The 17,595-nt window shown below is 59.5% G+C and carries 18 protein-coding genes and 1 other RNA gene; 11 read left to right on the forward strand and 8 right to left on the reverse strand.

Translation table 11 applies throughout. The features are described 5' to 3' along the window. Window positions 1–239 precede the first annotated feature (239 nt). The 3 genes from ubiD (at window position 240) to ALQ04_RS13400 (ending at window position 3,559) form a co-directional block, all read left to right on the forward strand. Window positions 240–1,706: a 4-hydroxy-3-polyprenylbenzoate decarboxylase gene (ubiD, locus tag ALQ04_RS13390; RefSeq protein WP_122316236.1), complete on the forward strand. Its 1,467-nt coding sequence runs from the start codon at window positions 240–242 to the stop codon at window positions 1,704–1,706. Continuing rightward, window positions 1,706–2,674 carry a CDP-6-deoxy-delta-3,4-glucoseen reductase gene (locus ALQ04_RS13395; protein WP_122316237.1) on the forward strand — a complete coding sequence of 323 codons (969 nt, stop codon included), beginning with the start codon at window positions 1,706–1,708 and terminating at the stop codon, window positions 2,672–2,674. The genes ubiD and ALQ04_RS13395 overlap by 1 nt, the downstream gene beginning before the upstream one ends. A 210-nt stretch (window positions 2,675–2,884) precedes the next feature. Next, a complete protein-coding gene (locus ALQ04_RS13400) occupies window positions 2,885–3,559 on the forward strand; it encodes a gamma-glutamylcyclotransferase (protein WP_122316238.1) in 675 nt (224 codons plus the stop codon). Between the two features lies 1 nt (window position 3,560). On the opposite strand, the gene glpT is transcribed toward ALQ04_RS13400, so the two are convergent. From glpT to ALQ04_RS13415, 3 genes are all read right to left on the reverse strand, one after another. Further along, a complete protein-coding gene (glpT, locus tag ALQ04_RS13405) occupies window positions 3,561–4,910 on the reverse strand; it encodes a glycerol-3-phosphate transporter (RefSeq protein ID WP_122316239.1) in 1,350 nt (449 codons plus the stop codon). A 225-nt stretch (window positions 4,911–5,135) separates the two neighbouring features. After that, complete coding sequence (locus ALQ04_RS27280; protein ID WP_259645008.1) at window positions 5,136–6,020, reverse strand: hypothetical protein; 885 nt, start codon at window positions 6,018–6,020, stop codon at window positions 5,136–5,138. A gap of 296 nt (window positions 6,021–6,316) precedes the next feature. Beyond that, window positions 6,317–7,294, reverse strand: coding sequence for an NADPH:quinone oxidoreductase family protein (locus tag ALQ04_RS13415; RefSeq protein ID WP_122316240.1), 978 nt, complete (start codon window positions 7,292–7,294; stop codon window positions 6,317–6,319). 119 nt (window positions 7,295–7,413) lie between these two features. Between ALQ04_RS13415 and ALQ04_RS13420 the strand changes: the two genes are divergently transcribed. After that, window positions 7,414–7,821, forward strand: coding sequence for a flagellar basal body-associated protein FliL (locus ALQ04_RS13420; protein WP_122316241.1), 408 nt, complete (start codon window positions 7,414–7,416; stop codon window positions 7,819–7,821). A 7-nt stretch (window positions 7,822–7,828) separates the two neighbouring features. Here the strand turns inward: ALQ04_RS13420 and ALQ04_RS13425 are convergent, their stop codons facing one another. After that, the gene (locus tag ALQ04_RS13425; RefSeq protein WP_122316242.1) at window positions 7,829–8,278 is read right to left on the reverse strand and encodes an EVE domain-containing protein; all 450 of its coding nucleotides are present in this window, start codon (window positions 8,276–8,278) and stop codon (window positions 7,829–7,831) included. 187 nt (window positions 8,279–8,465) lie between these two features. Here ALQ04_RS13425 and ALQ04_RS13430 point away from each other — a divergent pair, with 187 nt between their 5' ends. After that, entirely contained in the window at window positions 8,466–8,618 is a 153-nt protein-coding gene (locus tag ALQ04_RS13430; RefSeq protein ID WP_122316243.1) for a hypothetical protein, read from the forward strand. Window positions 8,619–8,676: 58 nt separating this feature from the next. On the opposite strand, the gene ALQ04_RS13435 is transcribed toward ALQ04_RS13430, so the two are convergent. From ALQ04_RS13435 to ALQ04_RS13450, 4 genes are all read right to left on the reverse strand, one after another. Then, a complete protein-coding gene (locus ALQ04_RS13435; RefSeq protein WP_122316299.1) occupies window positions 8,677–9,297 on the reverse strand; it encodes a 5-formyltetrahydrofolate cyclo-ligase in 621 nt (206 codons plus the stop codon). 90 nt (window positions 9,298–9,387) lie between these two features. Then, window positions 9,388–9,566: non-coding RNA, 6S RNA (ssrS, locus tag ALQ04_RS13440), on the reverse strand. Between the two features lie 30 nt (window positions 9,567–9,596). Next, the gene (locus ALQ04_RS13445; protein WP_122316244.1) at window positions 9,597–9,926 is read right to left on the reverse strand and encodes a cell division protein ZapA; all 330 of its coding nucleotides are present in this window, start codon (window positions 9,924–9,926) and stop codon (window positions 9,597–9,599) included. Then, complete coding sequence (locus tag ALQ04_RS13450) at window positions 9,923–10,132, reverse strand: TIGR02449 family protein (RefSeq protein WP_122316245.1); 210 nt, start codon at window positions 10,130–10,132, stop codon at window positions 9,923–9,925. Before ALQ04_RS13450 ends, ALQ04_RS13445 begins: the two co-directional genes overlap by 4 nt. 149 nt (window positions 10,133–10,281) lie before the next feature. Here ALQ04_RS13450 and ALQ04_RS13455 point away from each other — a divergent pair, with 149 nt between their 5' ends. The 6 genes from ALQ04_RS13455 (at window position 10,282) to ALQ04_RS13480 (ending at window position 17,567) form a co-directional block, all read left to right on the forward strand. After that, on the forward strand, window positions 10,282–10,836 hold the full coding sequence (locus ALQ04_RS13455; protein ID WP_122316246.1) for a YecA family protein: 555 nt from the start codon (window positions 10,282–10,284) through the stop codon (window positions 10,834–10,836). Window positions 10,837–10,912: 76 nt separating this feature from the next. Next, a complete protein-coding gene (gene pepP / locus ALQ04_RS13460) occupies window positions 10,913–12,247 on the forward strand; it encodes a Xaa-Pro aminopeptidase (RefSeq protein ID WP_122316247.1) in 1,335 nt (444 codons plus the stop codon). Further along, window positions 12,244–13,431, forward strand: coding sequence for a 2-octaprenyl-6-methoxyphenyl hydroxylase (ubiH, locus tag ALQ04_RS13465; protein ID WP_122316248.1), 1,188 nt, complete (start codon window positions 12,244–12,246; stop codon window positions 13,429–13,431). The genes pepP and ubiH overlap by 4 nt, the downstream gene beginning before the upstream one ends. A 52-nt stretch (window positions 13,432–13,483) precedes the next feature. Further along, on the forward strand, window positions 13,484–14,704 hold the full coding sequence (locus tag ALQ04_RS13470) for a 2-octaprenyl-3-methyl-6-methoxy-1,4-benzoquinol hydroxylase (protein WP_122316249.1): 1,221 nt from the start codon (window positions 13,484–13,486) through the stop codon (window positions 14,702–14,704). Between the two features lie 103 nt (window positions 14,705–14,807). Further along, window positions 14,808–15,809 carry an extracellular solute-binding protein gene (locus ALQ04_RS13475; protein ID WP_122316250.1) on the forward strand — a complete coding sequence of 334 codons (1,002 nt, stop codon included), beginning with the start codon at window positions 14,808–14,810 and terminating at the stop codon, window positions 15,807–15,809. 141 nt (window positions 15,810–15,950) lie between these two features. Beyond that, window positions 15,951–17,567: an iron ABC transporter permease gene (locus ALQ04_RS13480; RefSeq protein ID WP_122316251.1), complete on the forward strand. Its 1,617-nt coding sequence runs from the start codon at window positions 15,951–15,953 to the stop codon at window positions 17,565–17,567. Window positions 17,568–17,595: the final 28 nt, after the last annotated feature.

The following is a 17,595-nucleotide window of genomic DNA, read 5'->3' on the forward strand; positions in this document are numbered from 1 at the left end:
GAAGATGGCGCCCCACGGGGCGCCATTTTTGTTGGTGAACATTGCAGTTGGAGCGGATTCATCCGCAAAAAATGCATATATCCCTTACGAATATATCGCCTGTCATTTTGCTTTCGCGGCTGAAGCCGCTCCCACACCGTCTATACCGCGCTGGAATGATTTCGTTTTCACAGTTCAGGGCTGCCACGGACCTGCAGAGCAGGTACGATGTGCATCTATTTGAATAAGTGGCCGGGTTAATGAAATTCAAGGACCTAAGGGATTTCGTGCAGCAGCTTGAGCAGCGCGGAGAGTTGAAACGCATTCAGATGCCCATTTCCCCTGTGCTGGAAATGACGGAAATCTGCGACCGGACGCTGCGCGCCAAAGGGCCTGCGCTGTTGTTTGAAAAACCGGTCGGCTTCGACATTCCGGTACTCGGCAACCTGTTCGGCACACCGGAGCGGGTCGCCATGGGCATGGGCGCCGAGTCGGTCAGCGAGCTGCGGGAAATTGGCCAGTTGCTGGCTTTCCTCAAGGAGCCGGAGCCACCCAAGGGCCTGAAAGACGCCTGGTCGAAGTTGCCGATCTTCAAGAAAGTCATCTCCATGGCCCCCAAGGTGGTCAAGGATGCGCCTTGCCAGGAGATCGTCATCGAAGGTGATGACGTCGACCTGAACATGCTGCCCGTACAGACCTGCTGGCCAGGCGATGTTGCCCCGCTGATTACCTGGGGCCTGACGGTCACTCGCGGGCCGAACAAGGATCGCCAGAACCTCGGTATCTATCGCCAGCAGGTGATTGGTCGCAACAAGGTCATCATGCGCTGGCTCAGCCATCGCGGCGGTGCGCTGGACTTCAAGGAATGGTGCGCCAAGCATCCGGGTGAACCGTTCCCGGTGGCCGTGGCGCTGGGCGCAGACCCGGCGACCATCCTTGGCGCGGTGACGCCTGTGCCGGACAGCCTGTCCGAATATGCCTTTGCAGGCCTGTTGCGTGGCACGCGCACCGAACTGATCAAGTGCCGTGGCAATAACCTGCAAGTGCCGGCCAGTGCGGAAATCGTCCTGGAAGGAGTGATTCATCCCGGCGAGATGGCCGACGAAGGCCCTTACGGCGACCACACCGGCTATTACAACGAAGTGGACAGTTTCCCGGTGTTCACCGTCGAGCGCATCACGCACCGTATCAAGCCGATCTACCACAGCACTTACACCGGCCGTCCGCCGGATGAGCCGGCGATTCTGGGCGTGGCGCTGAACGAAGTGTTTGTGCCGATCCTGCAAAAGCAGTTTCCGGAAATCACCGATTTCTACCTGCCGCCCGAAGGCTGTTCCTACCGCATGGCCGTCGTGACCATGAAGAAACAGTATCCAGGTCATGCCAAGCGCGTGATGCTGGGTGTCTGGTCGTTCCTGCGGCAGTTCATGTACACCAAGTTCGTGATCGTGACCGACGACGACATCAACGCTCGCGACTGGAACGATGTGATCTGGGCCATTACCACGCGCATGGACCCCAAGCGCGACACGGTCATGATCGAGAACACGCCTATCGATTATCTGGACTTTGCTTCACCGGTATCCGGGTTGGGTTCCAAGATGGGGCTGGACGCCACACATAAATGGCCGGGCGAAACCACGCGCGAGTGGGGCCGGGCTATTGTCAAGGACGAGGCGACTACACGTCGGGTCGATGAAATCTGGAATCAATTGGGAATAGATTGATGCGTGTAACGTTGCAGCCGTCGGGCGCAGTGCTGGAAACCCTGCCGGGCGAGCGGATTCTCGATGCAGCACAGCGCCTGGGCTATGAATGCCCGCAGAGCTGTCGCAACGGCAACTGCCATGTCTGTTCGGCGCTGCTGGTGCACGGCCGCGTGCAGCAGGCCAGTGACGAACTGACCCATGGCGAGATCTATACCTGCCTGGCCGAGCCGCTGGAGGCTTGCGAAGTGTTGTGGGATGCAGTCCTGCCGCTTGGTCAGTTGCCGGTGCGCCAGTTCGCCTGCCAGCTCAGCGAGTGCGTGGCAGTCGGTGGCGATGTCTGGCGCATTGGTCTGCGCGCTCCGGCCGGCAAGCTGCCGCGCTATCATGCCGGCCAATACCTGATGATCGAGCGCGAGAACGGCGAAAAATCCGCCTTCTCGCTGGCTTCTGCGCCGCACAACGGGCGCGATCTGCAAATGCACGTGCTGGTTCGCGAAGACAGTGCCCGCGCATTGATCGACCAGTTGCAGCGCAACCGGATGGTTCGGGTCGAGCTGCCGTTTGGCGACACCCACCTTGCCGATCTGCCGGACGGCCCGCTGGTGTTGATCGCGGCTGGCACCGGCATGGCTCAGATGAGCAGCCTGATCGAACATTGTCGGGCCAAGGGCTTCAGTCATCCGGTGCACCTGTACTGGGGCGTTCGTCGCCCGGAAGACTTTTACGACATTCCCCATTGGGACGAGTGGGCCACATTGCCCAACCTGTTCCTGCACAAGGTGGTCAGTGATTTGTGTGGCTGGGAAGGACGCTGTGGGATGCTGCATGAAGCGGTTTGCGATGACATCGGCGATCTTTCCGCGATCCATGTCTATGGCAGCGGCTCTCCGGCGATGATCTACGGCACTCTGGATGCATTGGTCAGCGCTGGCATGGAGGCGCATCAGATGCGTGCCGACGTGTTTGCCTACGCACCGCGTGCATGACAACTGACTGACGGCCTTGTAACCGGATTGCAAAATATTTCATTCGCTTATAGCTTATAGCGATGAGAACACATCGCATGATGCTTTTTCACTTTTCAAGGCAAGCCGCTGGCTTGTGGCTGTAAACGCACCACGACACCTTGGCGCCGCTTGCCTGAGCGGGTCCTCAGGGCTCGGTCATGACTGGCAGTCAAGCTGTCAGGGAGGCAAATGGAGAACCCAATCAATGAATTGGCGGCGGCCGTGCATGACGGCCTTGGGCTCAAGTATCCGCCAGTAATCGACCTTGGCCCGCAACTGACCCGCGAGCAACTGCTTGCCTCGATGAATGCCACCATGCGCCGCCACAAGGGCGGACCTGTCTGGCTGTTCGCCTACGGCTCGCTGATCTGGCGCCCGGAGTGCAGCGCTGTCGAGCAGCGGCGCGCAAGGGTTCATGGTTACCATCGTGGCCTGTACCTGTGGTCGCATGAGCACCGCGGCACGCCGGAAGTGCCAGGCCTGGTATTCGGCCTGGATCGTGGCGGCTCCTGCACGGGGTTTGCCTATCGCTTGCCGGATGAATGCCTGGAAGAGTCGCTGTTCGCGCTCTGGCAGCGCGAGATGCCCTATCCCTCCTATCGGCCACACTGGCTGAGCTGTCGTCTTGAGGATGGCAGACAGGTGCAGGCCCTGGGATTTGTGCTGGAGCGGCATTTGCCCAGCTACGCGGGCAACCTGCCAGACAGTGTGCTGAGCCAGGTGCTGGCCAGCGCCTGCGGGCGGTATGGCACCACCCGCGAATATGTGGAACAGACCGCCAACGCCCTGCGCAGCCACGCCATGCCAGACCTGAATCTGGAGGCGCGGCTCAAGCGTTGCCGGTCAGCCCCGGTTACGCTCTGACTCAGGCCTTGGTCGGGCGCGAGGTGCTGGCGACCTGCTTGTGACGTAGCGTCGGCGCAAGGAATGCCATTGCCAGGATGCACGCGCCGATCAGCAGCACGAAGCCGCCATCCCAGCCGAAATGGTCGACGGTGTAGCCCATCGCTGCACTCGCCGCCACCGAGCCACCCAGGTAGCCGAACAAGCCGGTGAAGCCTGCCGCAGTACCGGCGGCCTTCTTGGGGGCGAGTTCCAGTGCCTGCAGGCCGATCAGCATCACCGGGCCGTAGATCAGGAAGCCAATCGAAACCAGAGCGATCATGTCGACGGTCGGGTTGCCTTCCGGGTTCAGCCAGTACACCAGCGTGGCGATGGTCACCAGGAACATGAACACCATGCCGGTCAGGCCACGGTTACCCTTGAAGATCTTGTCCGACATCCAGCCGCACAGCAGCGTGCCCGGAATGCCCGCCCACTCGTACAGGAAGTAGGCCCACGAAGTCTTGTCGACGGTGAAGTGCTTGGCTTCTTTCAGGTAGGTCGGAGCCCAGTCCAGCACGCCGTAACGCAGCAGGTAAACGAAGACGTTGGCCAGGGCGATGTACCACAGCAGTTTGTTGCGCAGTACGTATTTGACGAAGATTTCCCTGGCGCTGAATTCTTCTTCATGGCTGGCATCGTAGCCTTCCGGATAGTCGTTCTTGTAATGCTCGATCGGCGGCAGGCCGACCGATTGCGGCGTGTCGCGCATGGTCGCGAAGGCAAACACCGCCACCAGCAGTGCCACGGATGCAGGTACATAGAATGCCGCGTGCCAGTCGTTGGTCCAGCCCATGCCGAGCAGGAACAGCGGACCGATCAGACCGCCGCCGACGTTATGCGCCACGTTCCACACCGACACCACACCGCCGCGTTCTTTCTGCGACCACCAGTGCACCATCGTCCGCCCGCTCGGCGGCCAGCCCATGCCTTGTGCCCAGCCGTTGATGAACAACAGCACAAACATGATCGTGACACTGGACGTCGCCCAGGGCGCGAAACCGAAAATGAACATTATCCCGGCCGATACCAGCAAGCCGAACGGCAGGAAATAGCGTGGGTTGGAGCGGTCGGAAACCAGTCCCATCAGGAACTTCGACAGGCCATAGGCAATCGCGATGGCCGACATCGCCACCCCCAACTGCCCGCGTGTATAGCCCTCGTCGATCAGGTAAGGCATCGCCAGGGAGAAGTTCTTGCGCAGCAGGTAGTAACCGGCATAACCGATGAAAATACCGGCGAAGATCTGCCAGCGCAGACGCCGATAAGTGCTATCGACCTTTTCTTCGGGAATGGGTGCCTGGTGTGCGGCAGGACGGAAAAACGCAAACATGGAGACGCTCCGGATTTTTATTCTTTGCGAAAGCGAATATTACATTTTCGTTACAGAAAAAAGCAGTGCTTTTTCCGAGATCTGCGTAGGAATGTGCGGTTGTTCGTGTTCCTTTGTGAACATTTTGTCTGGGGGCTTGAGAGGTTCCTGGAGCTGGTTGGATGCGGCAGGGCCTGGCATCGTCTGCCTACCCTGCTAGATTGATCATTTGACAGCAGCCCAGCGCTACTTGTAGAGCACATCTTCAGGTTCAATTTTCAAATAACCTTTAAAATCGAAGCCTTGTTCATCTTTCTTCAGAAAGTGCTCCAGCGTCCTTACAGAGGTCGCTTCCGCATCGGTTTTCAACGCTCCAGTTAACGGCGTGCCTGTTCTCTTTGCTGCGGCCTGATAAGCAGCGAGTACGAAGTGTGAGCAAAATGCACCCTGGATACGGGGAGTATTTTCAAAGGCTTGAGCTCCATATTTGTCACTTGCATCCTTGGCGCCACTTTTGAAATTAGAGTTTCTTACCACGCTTAATACGCATTTGAGTTTTGAGTAAGGAATCGTCTTGTCTTCGCTCCAGACCTGACCAATCTGAGCAGCCCAATCGCCTAGGTTTTTATCTTTGGGCGAGTAGACTTTATACAAGCCCTTTTGGACAGGGCCTGATGAGGACGAAAGCTGAGCTCCGCCGCGCATTTCGACAATCTCGGATTCTCCTTGACCCTTGGCCTCAACCTTGCCAGGGTTTTTCTGCGTTTTAGACCACATCACCGCATGAACCAGAGCGGGGTCGCCTTTGTTGTCACGTAATAGAGAGAGGGAGGGTAAGCGTTGTCCAATTTTTATTATTTTATGGGTAAGGGCAGTGTTGTCAGGCTGGTCAATCAATATAAGAATATCGCCTGCGGAAAGGTCGGTTTTTTTAAGTTTTTCATTGGCCACGGCCGCAGTACCCTGTACACCGCTTGCTCCTTGTTTGGTCCCGCTGGCTAATTGAGACCGAGCGCTTTGGGTGGGTGCACTACTCGTGGAAGATGAAGCCTCTGCTGCTCCAGCAGTTGCCTGTTGATTGTGTTCGGGTGTGTATCCAGATAAAGGATTATGGGTATTGCCAATTCGCATGGAAGTCTCTTCAAAGTTATTTTTACTCGCACTAGGTGGTTTTCATTTATCTGATGGTTCCTCGAAGAAATAAATAGAATTTGTTTCTGCGAGGGCGTAGGAAGCTCAGGGAAAAATAGCCATGTGATGTCCATGCTGTATTTGGGATGAATTCTATGCAGAACGGAGTGCTGCCTGTCTCAGATGTCTTTCAGGTAGTTATGCTCTTCGCGAATGAATTGGCTCTCATCAAAAAACGCAACATCCATGTGGGAGCGTGCTTGCTCTGGGCGGCGCCATGGCGAAGGCGGATAGCATCAGCCAACAGCAACCACCACCTTGCCAACCGCACTTCTTTTCCCCAGCACGTCAATCGCTTCTCCAGCTTTTTCCAGTGGGTAAACCTGCGACACCAGTGGTTTCAACTTTCCCTCTGCATACCAACTAAACAATTGCTTGAAGTTCGCAGCATTATCTTCAGGTTGCCTTTGCGCAAAGGAACCCCAGAACACGCCCACGACCGAGGCGCCTTTAAGGAGAGTGAGGTTTACCGGCAGTTCGGGAATCCGCCCGCTGGCGAAGCCGACTACCAGCAGGCGTCCGTTCCAGGCGATGCAGCGGATGGCCTGGTCGAAAAGGTCGCCGCCTACCGGGTCGTAGATGACGTCGACGCCATTGCCGCCAGTAAGGCGTTTTATTTCTTCCTTGAGGCTGGTTTCGCTGTAGTTGATCAACTCGTCGGCACCGGCGTTTTTCGCGACGTCGAGTTTTTCGGCAGTGCTGGCGGCGGCGATGACCCGCGCGCCCAGGGCCTTGCCGATTTCCACGGCGGCCAGACCTACGCCACCGGATGCGCCGAGTACCAGCAGGGTTTCGCCAGGCTGCAGGTTGGCGCGTTGTTTGAGGGCGTGCATGGAGGTGCCGTAGGTCATGCTGAAGGCTGCGGCGGTGTTGAAGTCCATGGTTTCGGGGATCGGCAGGACGTTATAGCCTGGTACGGCAACCTGTTCGGCGAAGCTGCCCCAGCCGGTAAGGGCCATGACCCGGTCGCCAGTCTTGAGATGGGTTACCTTTTCACCGATTTGCGAGATGATGCCTGCTGCTTCGCCGCCAGGGGAAAAGGGGAAGGGCGGTTTGAACTGGTATTTGCCCTCGATGATCAGCGTGTCAGGGAAGTTGACGCCTGCGGCCTTTACGTCCAGCAGGATTTCGTTCTTCTTGATTACCGGGCTGGCGACGTTTTCAAGCACCAGGGTGTCGGCAGGACCGAAGGCTTTGCAAAGCAGGGCTTTCATCGCACTATTCCTTTTCCAGTGATGGCCGATAAGGTCGGGTATGTGGGTTTTCGGGTCAATGAGCATGGCTCGGCCTTATAAGCGTGTATAAGCCGGCAAACCGTATTAAGGAGTGGATTGTGAAAGCGTGGATCTTGATGTTGTTGGCCTTGTCGCTGCCTGCCCTGGCGCAGGAAGAAGCCAAGGAAGGCGAAGGCGAGCCCAAGGCGGCTTATGTTTCCCTGACACCTCCGTTCGTGGGCAACTACGCGCTGGATGGCGGCCCCAAGCTGCGTGTCTACAAGGCCGATATCGCTTTGCGTGTGACTGGCGCCGATGCCCAGGCCGCGGTGAAGCGCAATGACCCGCTGATTCGTAATCTGCTGGTTGCCCTGTTCACCCAGCAGACCGTCGATTCCATGAGCAGCGCCGAGGCGAAGGAAAACATCCGTCAGGAAGCGCTCAAGCAGGTTCAGCAGGTCATGACCAGCGAAGAGGGCAAGCCGATCGTTGAAGACCTGTTGTTCAACAACTTCATCGTTCAGTAATTCCGCGTCAGCGCAGTGCCAGGATCGCCGACCATTGTTCGGCGGTCACCGGCATGACCGAGAGTCGGCTGCCTTTCTGCACGAGAGGCAGTTGTTCCAGTGTCGCCTGCTGTTTCAGGTAAGCCAGCCCCAGTACCTTCGGGAATATTTCCACGAAGGCCACATCGACCGCACTCCAGGCATTCTTCTCGGCACTGGCCTTGGCATCGAAGTAATGACTTTCCGGATCAAGCGCGGTCGGGTCCGGATAGGCCGATTCGATAATTTTGCCTGTTCCGGCAATACCCGGCTCCGGGCAACTGGAGTGGTAGAAAAAGAACTCGTCCCCAACGGCCATCGTGCGCAGGAAGTTGCGCGCCTGATAATTGCGCACGCCATCCCAGCGGGTCGTGCCGAGGCGTTGCAGGTCACTGATCGAGAGTTCGTCGGGCTCTGATTTCATCAGCCAGTAGGCCATGGGATGTTCTCCGGGGAATTCACAACATCAGGTTGTTTTGATGACAAACCGACAGTCGGTTGGCCTCACTATTTGCGTACTGGTTCACGTTATCGCAAAATGCCGCCCTTTTAAGATTCACGCTGTTGCACGGCCGCTACATGCGCCGCTGTTGGCATCGTATTGATTTGCCGAAGGAGGGCAGTCAATGAAACGCAAGCCGGATTTACTGTGGGTTCTGGTTGCATTGTTCGGTCTGGGCATTGTGACAACCGGTTATGCACAGAGCTTGTGGACCAACAAGGTGGATGCGCCTGTTGAAATCACTCAGCAACAGCAGAAGGTGCTGGGTCGGCATTGATGCTTTAAGTCTCTTCTCTCGGGGCTATGCCTGTACTGCCTGTGTAGCTCCCGTCGCGTCACTTCTCCGCTTCCTGTTGCGCCAGATACCAGTGGCTGTCCGAGACCGTGCCTTGCAGCGGTACATCCCAGCTTGCCTGCGCCAGTCGTTCGACCTTCTGGCACTCATGCGCCATGCCTAGCAACAGAGGTTTTTTCCAGGTTTTCCGGCGCGCCAGATAAGCCAGGCTGCGGTCGTAGAAACCGCCGCCCATGCCCAGGCGCCCACCTTGATCATCGAATCCGACCAGGGGCATCAGGATCAGATCCAGTGCCCAGATCCTGCGTTGTCTGGCGCGGTTGATGACGGGCTCGGGGATGCGAAAGCGGTTGCGGATGAATTTCTCGCCGGGACGCACTCGCTGGAAAACCATTCGGGTCCGTGGCCAGGCATTGAGCACCGGCAGGTAGGTTGCCTTGCCCCGGCGCTGGGCCTCTTGCAGCAAAAGACGCGGGTCGATTTCGCCGTCCATGGGGATATACAGCGAGACATGCCGGGCGCGACGAAACAGGGGGTGTTGAGCCAACTGGCGATAGAGGCCGCGGGCGGCTACGCGTTGCTGACTGCTGCTCAGTGCACGCCGCGCCTTGCGTAACTGGCGACGCAGTTGCGGGCGCGTGAGTGGCGTGTTGCTGGTCATGAGCGCAAGGTCATGCGGGTTGATCCGTGAGGTTGAAACCAGAGACGGGATCGACACTGCCAGCAGCGGGGCTGGCAATGGATTGAATATGGACTCCCCGACGAACCGCTGTCGGTTTAGCCCTTGAACCCGAAAGTTCAAGGTGGAGATTGCAGGAGGTTTTAAGGCTTTCCGTCAAGCGGACATGCACACCAACCCCAACGTGCAACCCCCGTGGTTGTGCGTATCGGCTCAGGGACATGACCGACTGGCAAGCACTCCAGGGAGCGGCGCAAGTATACAGAAATGACCGGAAATAATCAGCCTCGGGTTGAATCGGGTGTTGCCGGGGGTTCTGTGGACAGCACCAGATCCACTCTGTCGAGCAGGTCGCGGACCTGTTCACGGGTCGAGCCGCTGGCCTGTACGTCAGGCAGATTCTGCTTGTGCAGCAAGTCGTGGGTGATGTTCAGGGCGGCCATGACAGCAATGCGATCCGCACCGATGACTTTGCCGCTGCTGCGGATTTCACGCATTTTGCCATCCAGGTAGCGGGCAGCGCTGACCAGGTTGGTGCGCTCTTCCTGAGGGCAAATGATCGAGTATTCCTTGTCGAGGATTTGAACGGTAACGCTGTTGCCATTGCTCATGAGTCTTGCTCCAGGGCCTTGAGTCGCGAAATCATGGACTCGACCTTTTGCCGGGCGATTTCGTTCTTTTCAATGAGATGGGCGCGTTCCTCGCGCCAGGATTTTTCCTGAGCTAATAGGAGTGCGTTTTGGCCTTTAAGTTGCTCGGTGTGTTTGAGCAACAATTCCAGCCGGTTCATCAGGGCTTGCAGATCGGTGTCTTCCATTGTTTTCCACTGAGTACTTTCTGATGAATGGCATGGGAGTCAGGTAACACCACTGCCTCTAACCGCCGCGTTGGTGATCTTGTCGCGCGGATAGTCTAGGATACAAGGCCTTCATTCTAGACATTGCGCCGTTTGGCGACTAGTTACCCATGCCCATTCAGAATTCCCCGTACAAAGCATTTGCCACTCTGCTCAATACCAGTGGTCATCCGGTTTCCCCTGCCGAACTGCACGGCCTGTTGCTTGGCCGCAGTTGCGCCGGTGCCGGCTTCGATAGCGAAGGCTGGTTTGCCGATGCTTCGGTACTGCTCGAAACCGAGCCTGAGGACAACGTTCGTCAGGCGCTGGTCGGCCTGCAGGAGATGGTCAAGGGTGAGTTGACCAGCGATGACATGACGGTCGTGCTGTTGCTGCCGGGCGACGACGAACCTCTGGCCGATCGTGCTCTGGCGCTGGGTCAATGGTGCCAGGGTTTCCTCTCGGGCTTTGGCCTGGCAGTCGGAGATGCGGTGCTGAGCATCGAAGCCACTGAAGTGTTACAGGATCTGGCTGCCATCGCTCAGGTCCAGGATGCGCTGGAAGAGTCCGAGGACGGCGAAAGCGACTATATGGAAGTCATGGAATACCTGCGCGTCGCGCCGTTGCTGCTGTTCACCGAATGCAGCAAGGCGGTCGCCCCACAACCCAAGCCTTCCCTGCACTGATCGCTCATCATGGCGCGCCGGACCGGGTCTTGAACCGCTCTGTCCGGAGCCCTCCACCAAGGGACCCCGTCTGCCCATGATCCATATCCCGAAGTCCGAATACGCCCGCCGCCGCAAGGCCCTGATGGCTCAGATGGTGCCCAACAGCATCGCCATTCTTCCGGCCGCGGCTGTTGCGATTCGCAATCGTGATGTCGAGCATGTCTACCGGCAGGACAGCGACTTCCAGTACCTCAGCGGCTTTCCCGAGCCGGAAGCGGTGGTGGTGCTGATTCCGGGGCGCGAGTACGGTGAATACGTTCTGTTCTGTCGTGAGCGCAATCCCGAGCGCGAACTGTGGGACGGATTGCGTGCCGGCCAGGAAGGCGCGATCCGCGATTTCGGTGCCGACGATGCCTTTCCGATCAACGACATCGACGACATCCTGCCGGGCCTGATCGAAGGACGCGAACGGGTGTATTCGGCGATGGGCAGCAATCCCGAGTTCGACCGGCATCTGATGGAGTGGATCAATACCATCCGCTCCAAGGCTCATCTGGGCGCGCAGCCGCCGAACGAGTTCGTTGCGCTGGATCATCTGCTTCACGATATGCGCCTGTATAAATCGGCTGCAGAAGTGAAGGTGATGCGCGAGGCTGCGCAGATTTCCGCCCGCGCCCACATCCGGGCGATGCAGGCCAGTCGGGCCGGGTTGCATGAATTCAGCCTGGAAGCCGAACTGGATTACGAGTTTCGCAAGGGCGGCGCGAAGATGCCGGCCTACGGCTCCATCGTCGCGGCGGGCCGCAACGGCTGCATCCTGCATTACCAGCAGAACGATGCGCCGCTCAGGGACGGCGATCTGGTGCTGATCGATGCCGGTTGCGAGATCGATTGCTATGCCAGCGACATTACCCGCACCTTTCCGGTCAACGGGAAGTTCTCGACCGAACAGAAAGCGATCTATGAGCTGGTTCTCAAGTCGCAGGAAGCCGCATTCGCTGCCATCGGTCCCGGCAAACACTGGAACCAGGCGCATGAAGCGACGGTCCGGGTCATTACTGCCGGGCTGGTCGAGCTTGGGCTGTTGCAGGGCGATGTCGACGAGTTGATCGACAGCGAGGCGTACAAGGCTTTCTACATGCACCGTGCCGGGCACTGGCTGGGCATGGATGTGCACGATGTCGGCGAATACAAGGTCGGCGGTGAATGGCGGGTTCTGGAGGTTGGCATGGCGCTGACCGTGGAGCCGGGGATTTATGTCTCTCCCGACAATCAGAACGTCGCGAAAAAATGGCGAGGTATTGGTGTGCGAATCGAGGATGACGTAGTGGTGACCAGAAAGGGCTGTGAAATTCTTTCCGGTGACGTGCCCAAGACCGTTGCTGAAATCGAGGCCCTGATGGCCGCTGCCCGGACGCAAGCCGCATGAGCCGCTTCAATCTGGCCATCGTCGGTGGCGGACTGGTAGGCGCGAGCCTCGCCCTGGCGTTGCAGGCTGGCGCCAAGGCGCGCGGCTGGAAGATCGTGCTGATCGAACCGTTTGCACCGGGCGACAGCTATCAGCCGAGCTACGACGCCCGCTCTTCGGCGCTGTCGTTTGGCGCGCGGCGCATTTATGAGCGCCTTGGCCTGTGGCAGCAGATCACCCGGCGTGCCGAACCCATCCTGCAGATTCAGGTGTCCGACCGCGGGCGCTTCGGCGCAACCCGGCTTGCCGCCATGGAGGAAGGCGTTCCGGCGCTGGGTTACGTGGTGGAAAACGCCTGGCTGGGCCAATGCCTGTGGGCGGGCCTGGATCGCGAAGTGGTCACCTGGCGCGTGCCGGCCGAAGTCAAGCACATGCAGGCGTTGGCCGATGGCTATCGACTGACCCTCAATGATGAAACCGAACTGGAGTGCGATCTGGCAGTACTGGCCGATGGCGGTCGCTCCAGTCTGCGCGAGCAGTTGGGCATCGGGGTGCGCGAACGTTCCTACCATCAGAGCGCGTTGATCGCCAATATCACCCCGAGCGAAGCGCATTGCGGGCAGGCGTTCGAGCGCTTCACCGATGACGGCCCGATGGCTCTGCTGCCATTGCCGGAAAACCGCTGTGCGCTGGTCTGGACGCGCAATGGCAACGACACGCAGCGCCTTGCCGAGCTGGATGACCGCAGCTTCCTCAATGAGCTGCAGAATGTATTCGGTTACCGGCTGGGCACCTTGCGCCAGGTCGGCACGCGGCATGTATACCCGCTTTCCCTGGTCGAAGCCGAAGAACAGGTTCGCTCGCATCTGGTGGTGCTGGGCAATGCCGCGCACAGCCTGCACCCGATTGCCGGGCAGGGTTTCAACCTGTCGCTGCGTGATGCCGATGCCCTGGCCGAAGCCTTGCTCGACAGCGACAAGGCGCCGGGTGATCTAGCGACGTTGTTGGCCTATCGTGAAAGACAGCGCCTGGATCAACAATTGACCGTGGGTTTCTCCGACAAGGTGACCCGCCTGTTTGGCAGCACGCAACCGGTGATTACCGCAGGCCGCAACCTGGGCCTGCTGGGGCTCGACCTGCTGCCACCGGCCAAGCGCTGGTTCGCTCGTCAGGCCATGGGCCTGGGCACTCGATCCGATGTGTGACGCCCGGACTTTTAAAACACGGCTCAGGCCGCAAGCGAGAACGATTTAAAACATGGAAACCCGCGCAGATGTGCTGATTGTCGGAGCCGGAATGGTCGGTAGCGCCCTTGCATTGGCGTTGCAGGGCAGCGGCCTGGATGTCGTCGTGCTCGATGGCGGCGCCCTGAGCGTGAAACCGTTCGATCCGCAGTCGGCCTTCGAGCCTCGGGTCAGTGCCCTGTCGGCCGCCAGCCAGCGGATTCTGCAGCGCCTTGGCGTCTGGGAAGGCATTGCCGCCCGGCGCGTCAGCCCTTATGGGCAGATGCATGTGTGGGATGGCAGCGGTACTGGCGAGATCCATTTTTCCGCATCCAGCGTGCATGCCGATGTTCTGGGGCATATCGTCGAGAACCGCGTGGTGCAGGACGCCTTGGTTGAGCGTTTGCACGACAGCGATATCGGTTTGCTGGGCAATGCCCGTCTGGAGCACATGCGTCACTCCGGCGACGACTGGCTGCTGACCCTGGCCGATGGCCGCCAGTTGCGGGCGCCGCTGGTCATTGCTGCCGATGGTGCCAATTCGGCCGTTCGCCGCCTGACCGGTACGCAGACCCGCGAGTGGGATTATCTGCATCACGCCATCGTCACCAGCGTGCGCACCGCGGACTCTCATCGACGTACCGCCTGGCAGCGTTTTACCGACGATGGCCCGCTGGCGTTCCTGCCTCTGGAGCGAGAGGGCGAAAACTGGTGTTCGATCGTCTGGTCGGTGACGCCGCTGGAAGCCGAGCGCCTGATGGCCCTTGACGACGAGGGGTTCTGCCGTGAGCTGGAGCGCGCTTTCGAGGGGCGACTGGGGCATGTGCTTGCCGCTGACCCGCGTGTCTGCGTGCCATTGCGTCAGCGGCATGCCAAACGGTATGTCGCCGCCGGGCTGGCGCTGATTGGCGATGCTGCACACACCATTCATCCGCTGGCCGGGCAGGGCGTGAACCTGGGTTTCCTGGATGCCGCCGTGCTTGCCGAAGTGCTGCTGCATGCGGCCGAGCGCGGCGAACGACTGGCCGATGTCCGCGTGCTCGGCCGTTACGAGCGCCGCCGCATGCCGCACAACCTGGCACTGATGGCCGCGATGGAAGGTTTCGAGCGCCTGTTCCAGGCCAATCCCCTGCCACTGCGCTGGCTGCGCAATACCGGCCTGAAAGTGGTCAACCAGATGCCCGAAGCCAAGGCCATGTTTGTCCGTGAGGCATTGGGATTGTCCGGGGAACTGCCGGAGCTTGCCCGTCTGTAGGAGCGAATTGAAACATCTGGTAACGCCTGTGGCGGCAGTTCGATTGTGATCACAAATGGGATTAACTACCATTTCGCCTCACTTTTTGAACGCGAGAGATCCCATGCAGGCAAGCAAGCGTCTTCTGGCTGCTTTGACACTGACCGTGCTCGGTGGCACCGCCCAGGCTGCCGACGAGATCGTGGTGTATTCATCGCGTATCGATGAGCTGATCAAGCCGGTATTCGATGCCTACACGGCCAAGACCGGGGTGAAGATCAAGTTCATCACCGACAAGGAAGCCCCACTGATGCAGCGCATCAAGGCCGAAGGCGAAAACGCCACGGCTGACCTGCTGCTCACGGTCGATGCCGGTAACCTCTGGCAGGCCGAGCAGATGGGGATTCTCCAGCCGTTCACCTCGCCGGTGATCGACGCCAATATCCCGCCTCAATACCGTTCTTCCAGCCATGCCTGGACCGGCCTCAGCCTGCGTGCGCGGACCATCGCCTACTCGACTGACCGGGTCAAACCGGCAGAGCTGACGACCTACGAAGCCCTGGCTGACAAGAACTGGGAAGGGCGCCTGTGCCTGCGCACGGCCAAGAAGGTCTACAACCAGTCGCTGACTGCGACCCTGATCGAAACCCACGGCGCCGAGGCCTCCGAGAAGATCCTCAAGGGCTGGGTCAATAACCTGTCCACCGATGTGTTCTCCGATGACATCGCGGTGCTGGAAGCCATCAATGCCGGGCAATGCGATGTCGGCATCGTCAACAGCTATTACTACGGACGCCTGCACAAGGAAAAACCGGATCTGGCCGTGAAGCTGTTCTGGCCGAACCAGTCCGACCGTGGCGTGCACGTCAACCTGTCGGGCATCGGCCTGACCCGACATGCGCCGCACCCGGAAGCCGCCAAGGCCCTGGTGGAGTGGATGACCGGCCCGGAAGCGCAAACCATCTTCTCTGGCATCAACCAGGAGTTCCCGGCCAACCCGAAAGTCGCGCCTTCGGCAGAGGTCGAGAGCTGGGGCGCGTTCAAGGCCGACACCATTCCGGTCGAAGTGGCGGGCAAGCGTCAGGCCGAAGCAATTCGCATGATGGATCGCGCGGGCTGGAATTGATTTAATACCGCTGGCTCCCGCTGTAGGAGCGGATTCATCCGCGAATGCCATGTACCCGGCGATACTTTTGTGTTGCCTGGAACTATGCATTCGCGGATAAATCCGCTGCTGCATTTTTCCTCATGATTTTCGAGATCCCCCTTGGCCCATCCCGCCCAACGCCGCTGGTATCCCCTGGTTTTTGCCATCGCTGCCCTGGTGTTGCTGCCACTGAGCGTGTTGCTGTTGTCCTGGGAGACTATCGACCGGCAGATCTGGTCCCATTTGCTGGAAACCCAGATGACTCGCCTGTTGGGCAACACACTGACTCTGGTGCTGGGGGTTGGCGTGGGTGTCACGCTGCTGGGTGTCAGTCTGGCGTGGCTGACCAGCCTCTGCGAGTTTCCCGGCAGGCGCTGGCTGGACTGGGCCTTGATGCTGCCGTTCGCGATTCCGGCCTATGTGCTCGCATTCGTGTTTGTCGGCCTGCTGGACTTCTCCGGGCCGGTGCAGACCCTGCTGCGCGAGTGGTTCGGCAACGGCCTGCGGCTGCCTCGGGTGCGCTCCACAGGCGGCGTGATCATCGTTCTGGTGCTGGTGTTCTATCCCTATGTCTATCTGCTGGCGCGTACCGCGTTCCTGGCTCAAGGCAAAGGCTTGATGGAAGCCGCCCGGGTGCTTGGGCAAACACCCTTGCAGGCGTTCTGGCGTGTGGCGTTGCCAATGGCGCGTCCGGCCATCGGCGCGGGTGTGGCGCTGGCGCTGATGGAAACCCTCGCGGATTTCGGCGCGGTGTCGGTGTTCAACTTCGACACCTTCACCACCGCGATCTACAAGACCTGGTATGGCTTCTTCAGCCTCTCCAGTGCGGCGCAACTGGCCAGTCTGTTGCTGCTGGCAGTCATGCTGGTCCTGTATGGCGAACGCCGTGCGCGAGGTGCCAGCCGGGCGACCAACGAGCGGCCCCGCGGCAAGGCGCTCTATCACCTGCGCGGCATCAAGGCGCTGGCAGCCAGCCTCTGGTGTGGACTGGTGTTCGTCTGTGCATTCGCAGTGCCGATGCTGCAGTTGATCGTCTGGGTCTGGCAGCGTGGTCGTTTCGATCTGGATGAGCGCTACACCGGCCTGATCCTGCATACGCTTTATCTGGGCGGCATTGCGGCGCTGATAACCGTTGGTGTGGCGCTGATTCTGGTGTTTGCCCGACGCATGGCACCCACCCCGCTGATTCGCTCCGGCGTGAGCCTGGCCAACCTCGGCTATGCGCTGCCTGGCTCGGTGCTGGCCGTGTCGATCATGCTGGCATTCAGTTATCTGGACCGGACTCTGGTGATTCCGCTGTCCGGCTGGCTCGGCGGCGCTGGCAAGCCTTTGCTGTTGGGCAGCCTGTCGGCGCTGGTGCTGGCTTATCTGGTGCGCTTCATTGCGGTGGCCTACGGACCGCTGGAAAACAGCCTGTCGCGGATTCGGCCTTCGCTGCCGGAAGCGGCTCGCAGTCTTGGGGTCAGCGGACCAAAGTTGTTTTTCAAAGTGTATCTGCCGCTGCTGATTCCGGGCGCACTGAGCGCCGCGCTCCTGGTCTTCGTCGACGTGCTCAAGGAGATGCCGGCGACCTTGCTGATGCGTCCGTTCGGATGGGACACCCTTGCCGTGCGGATCTTTGAGATGACCAGCGAGGGCGAGTGGGCTCGTGCAGCCTTGCCTGCCCTGACGCTGGTACTGGTCGGGTTGTTGCCCGTGATCGGCCTGATCCGGCGCTCCGCTCGGCAGATTGGTTAGTCTCTTCCCATGCGGCTACAATGCGCCG

Source organism: Pseudomonas cichorii (assembly GCF_003700275.1).
In the GTDB taxonomy this organism is placed as follows: domain Bacteria; phylum Pseudomonadota; class Gammaproteobacteria; order Pseudomonadales; family Pseudomonadaceae; genus Aquipseudomonas; species Aquipseudomonas cichorii_B.

Bases quoted from the DNA above. Each gene is read 5' to 3' on its own strand.
- ALQ04_RS27280 (WP_259645008.1), bottom strand. From the start codon at position 6,020: ATGCGAATTGGCAATACCCATAATCCTTTATCTGGATACACACCCGAA.
- ALQ04_RS13455 (WP_122316246.1), top strand. From the start codon at position 10,282: ATGCCCATTCAGAATTCCCCGTACAAAGCATTTGCCACTCTGCTCAAT.
- ALQ04_RS13395 (WP_122316237.1), top strand. From the start codon at position 1,706: ATGCGTGTAACGTTGCAGCCGTCGGGCGCAGTGCTGGAAACCCTGCCG.
- pepP (WP_122316247.1), top strand. From the start codon at position 10,913: ATGATCCATATCCCGAAGTCCGAATACGCCCGCCGCCGCAAGGCCCTG.
- ALQ04_RS13425 (WP_122316242.1), bottom strand. From the start codon at position 8,278: ATGGCCTACTGGCTGATGAAATCAGAGCCCGACGAACTCTCGATCAGT.
- ALQ04_RS13415 (WP_122316240.1), bottom strand. From the start codon at position 7,294: ATGAAAGCCCTGCTTTGCAAAGCCTTCGGTCCTGCCGACACCCTGGTG.
- ubiD (WP_122316236.1), top strand. From the start codon at position 240: ATGAAATTCAAGGACCTAAGGGATTTCGTGCAGCAGCTTGAGCAGCGC.
- ALQ04_RS13430 (WP_122316243.1), top strand. From the start codon at position 8,466: ATGAAACGCAAGCCGGATTTACTGTGGGTTCTGGTTGCATTGTTCGGT.
- ALQ04_RS13450 (WP_122316245.1), bottom strand. From the start codon at position 10,132: ATGGAAGACACCGATCTGCAAGCCCTGATGAACCGGCTGGAATTGTTG.
- ALQ04_RS13445 (WP_122316244.1), bottom strand. From the start codon at position 9,926: ATGAGCAATGGCAACAGCGTTACCGTTCAAATCCTCGACAAGGAATAC.
- ubiH (WP_122316248.1), top strand. From the start codon at position 12,244: ATGAGCCGCTTCAATCTGGCCATCGTCGGTGGCGGACTGGTAGGCGCG.
- ALQ04_RS13470 (WP_122316249.1), top strand. From the start codon at position 13,484: ATGGAAACCCGCGCAGATGTGCTGATTGTCGGAGCCGGAATGGTCGGT.
- glpT (WP_122316239.1), bottom strand. From the start codon at position 4,910: ATGTTTGCGTTTTTCCGTCCTGCCGCACACCAGGCACCCATTCCCGAA.
- ALQ04_RS13400 (WP_122316238.1), top strand. From the start codon at position 2,885: ATGGAGAACCCAATCAATGAATTGGCGGCGGCCGTGCATGACGGCCTT.
- ALQ04_RS13435 (WP_122316299.1), bottom strand. From the start codon at position 9,297: ATGACCAGCAACACGCCACTCACGCGCCCGCAACTGCGTCGCCAGTTA.
- ALQ04_RS13475 (WP_122316250.1), top strand. From the start codon at position 14,808: ATGCAGGCAAGCAAGCGTCTTCTGGCTGCTTTGACACTGACCGTGCTC.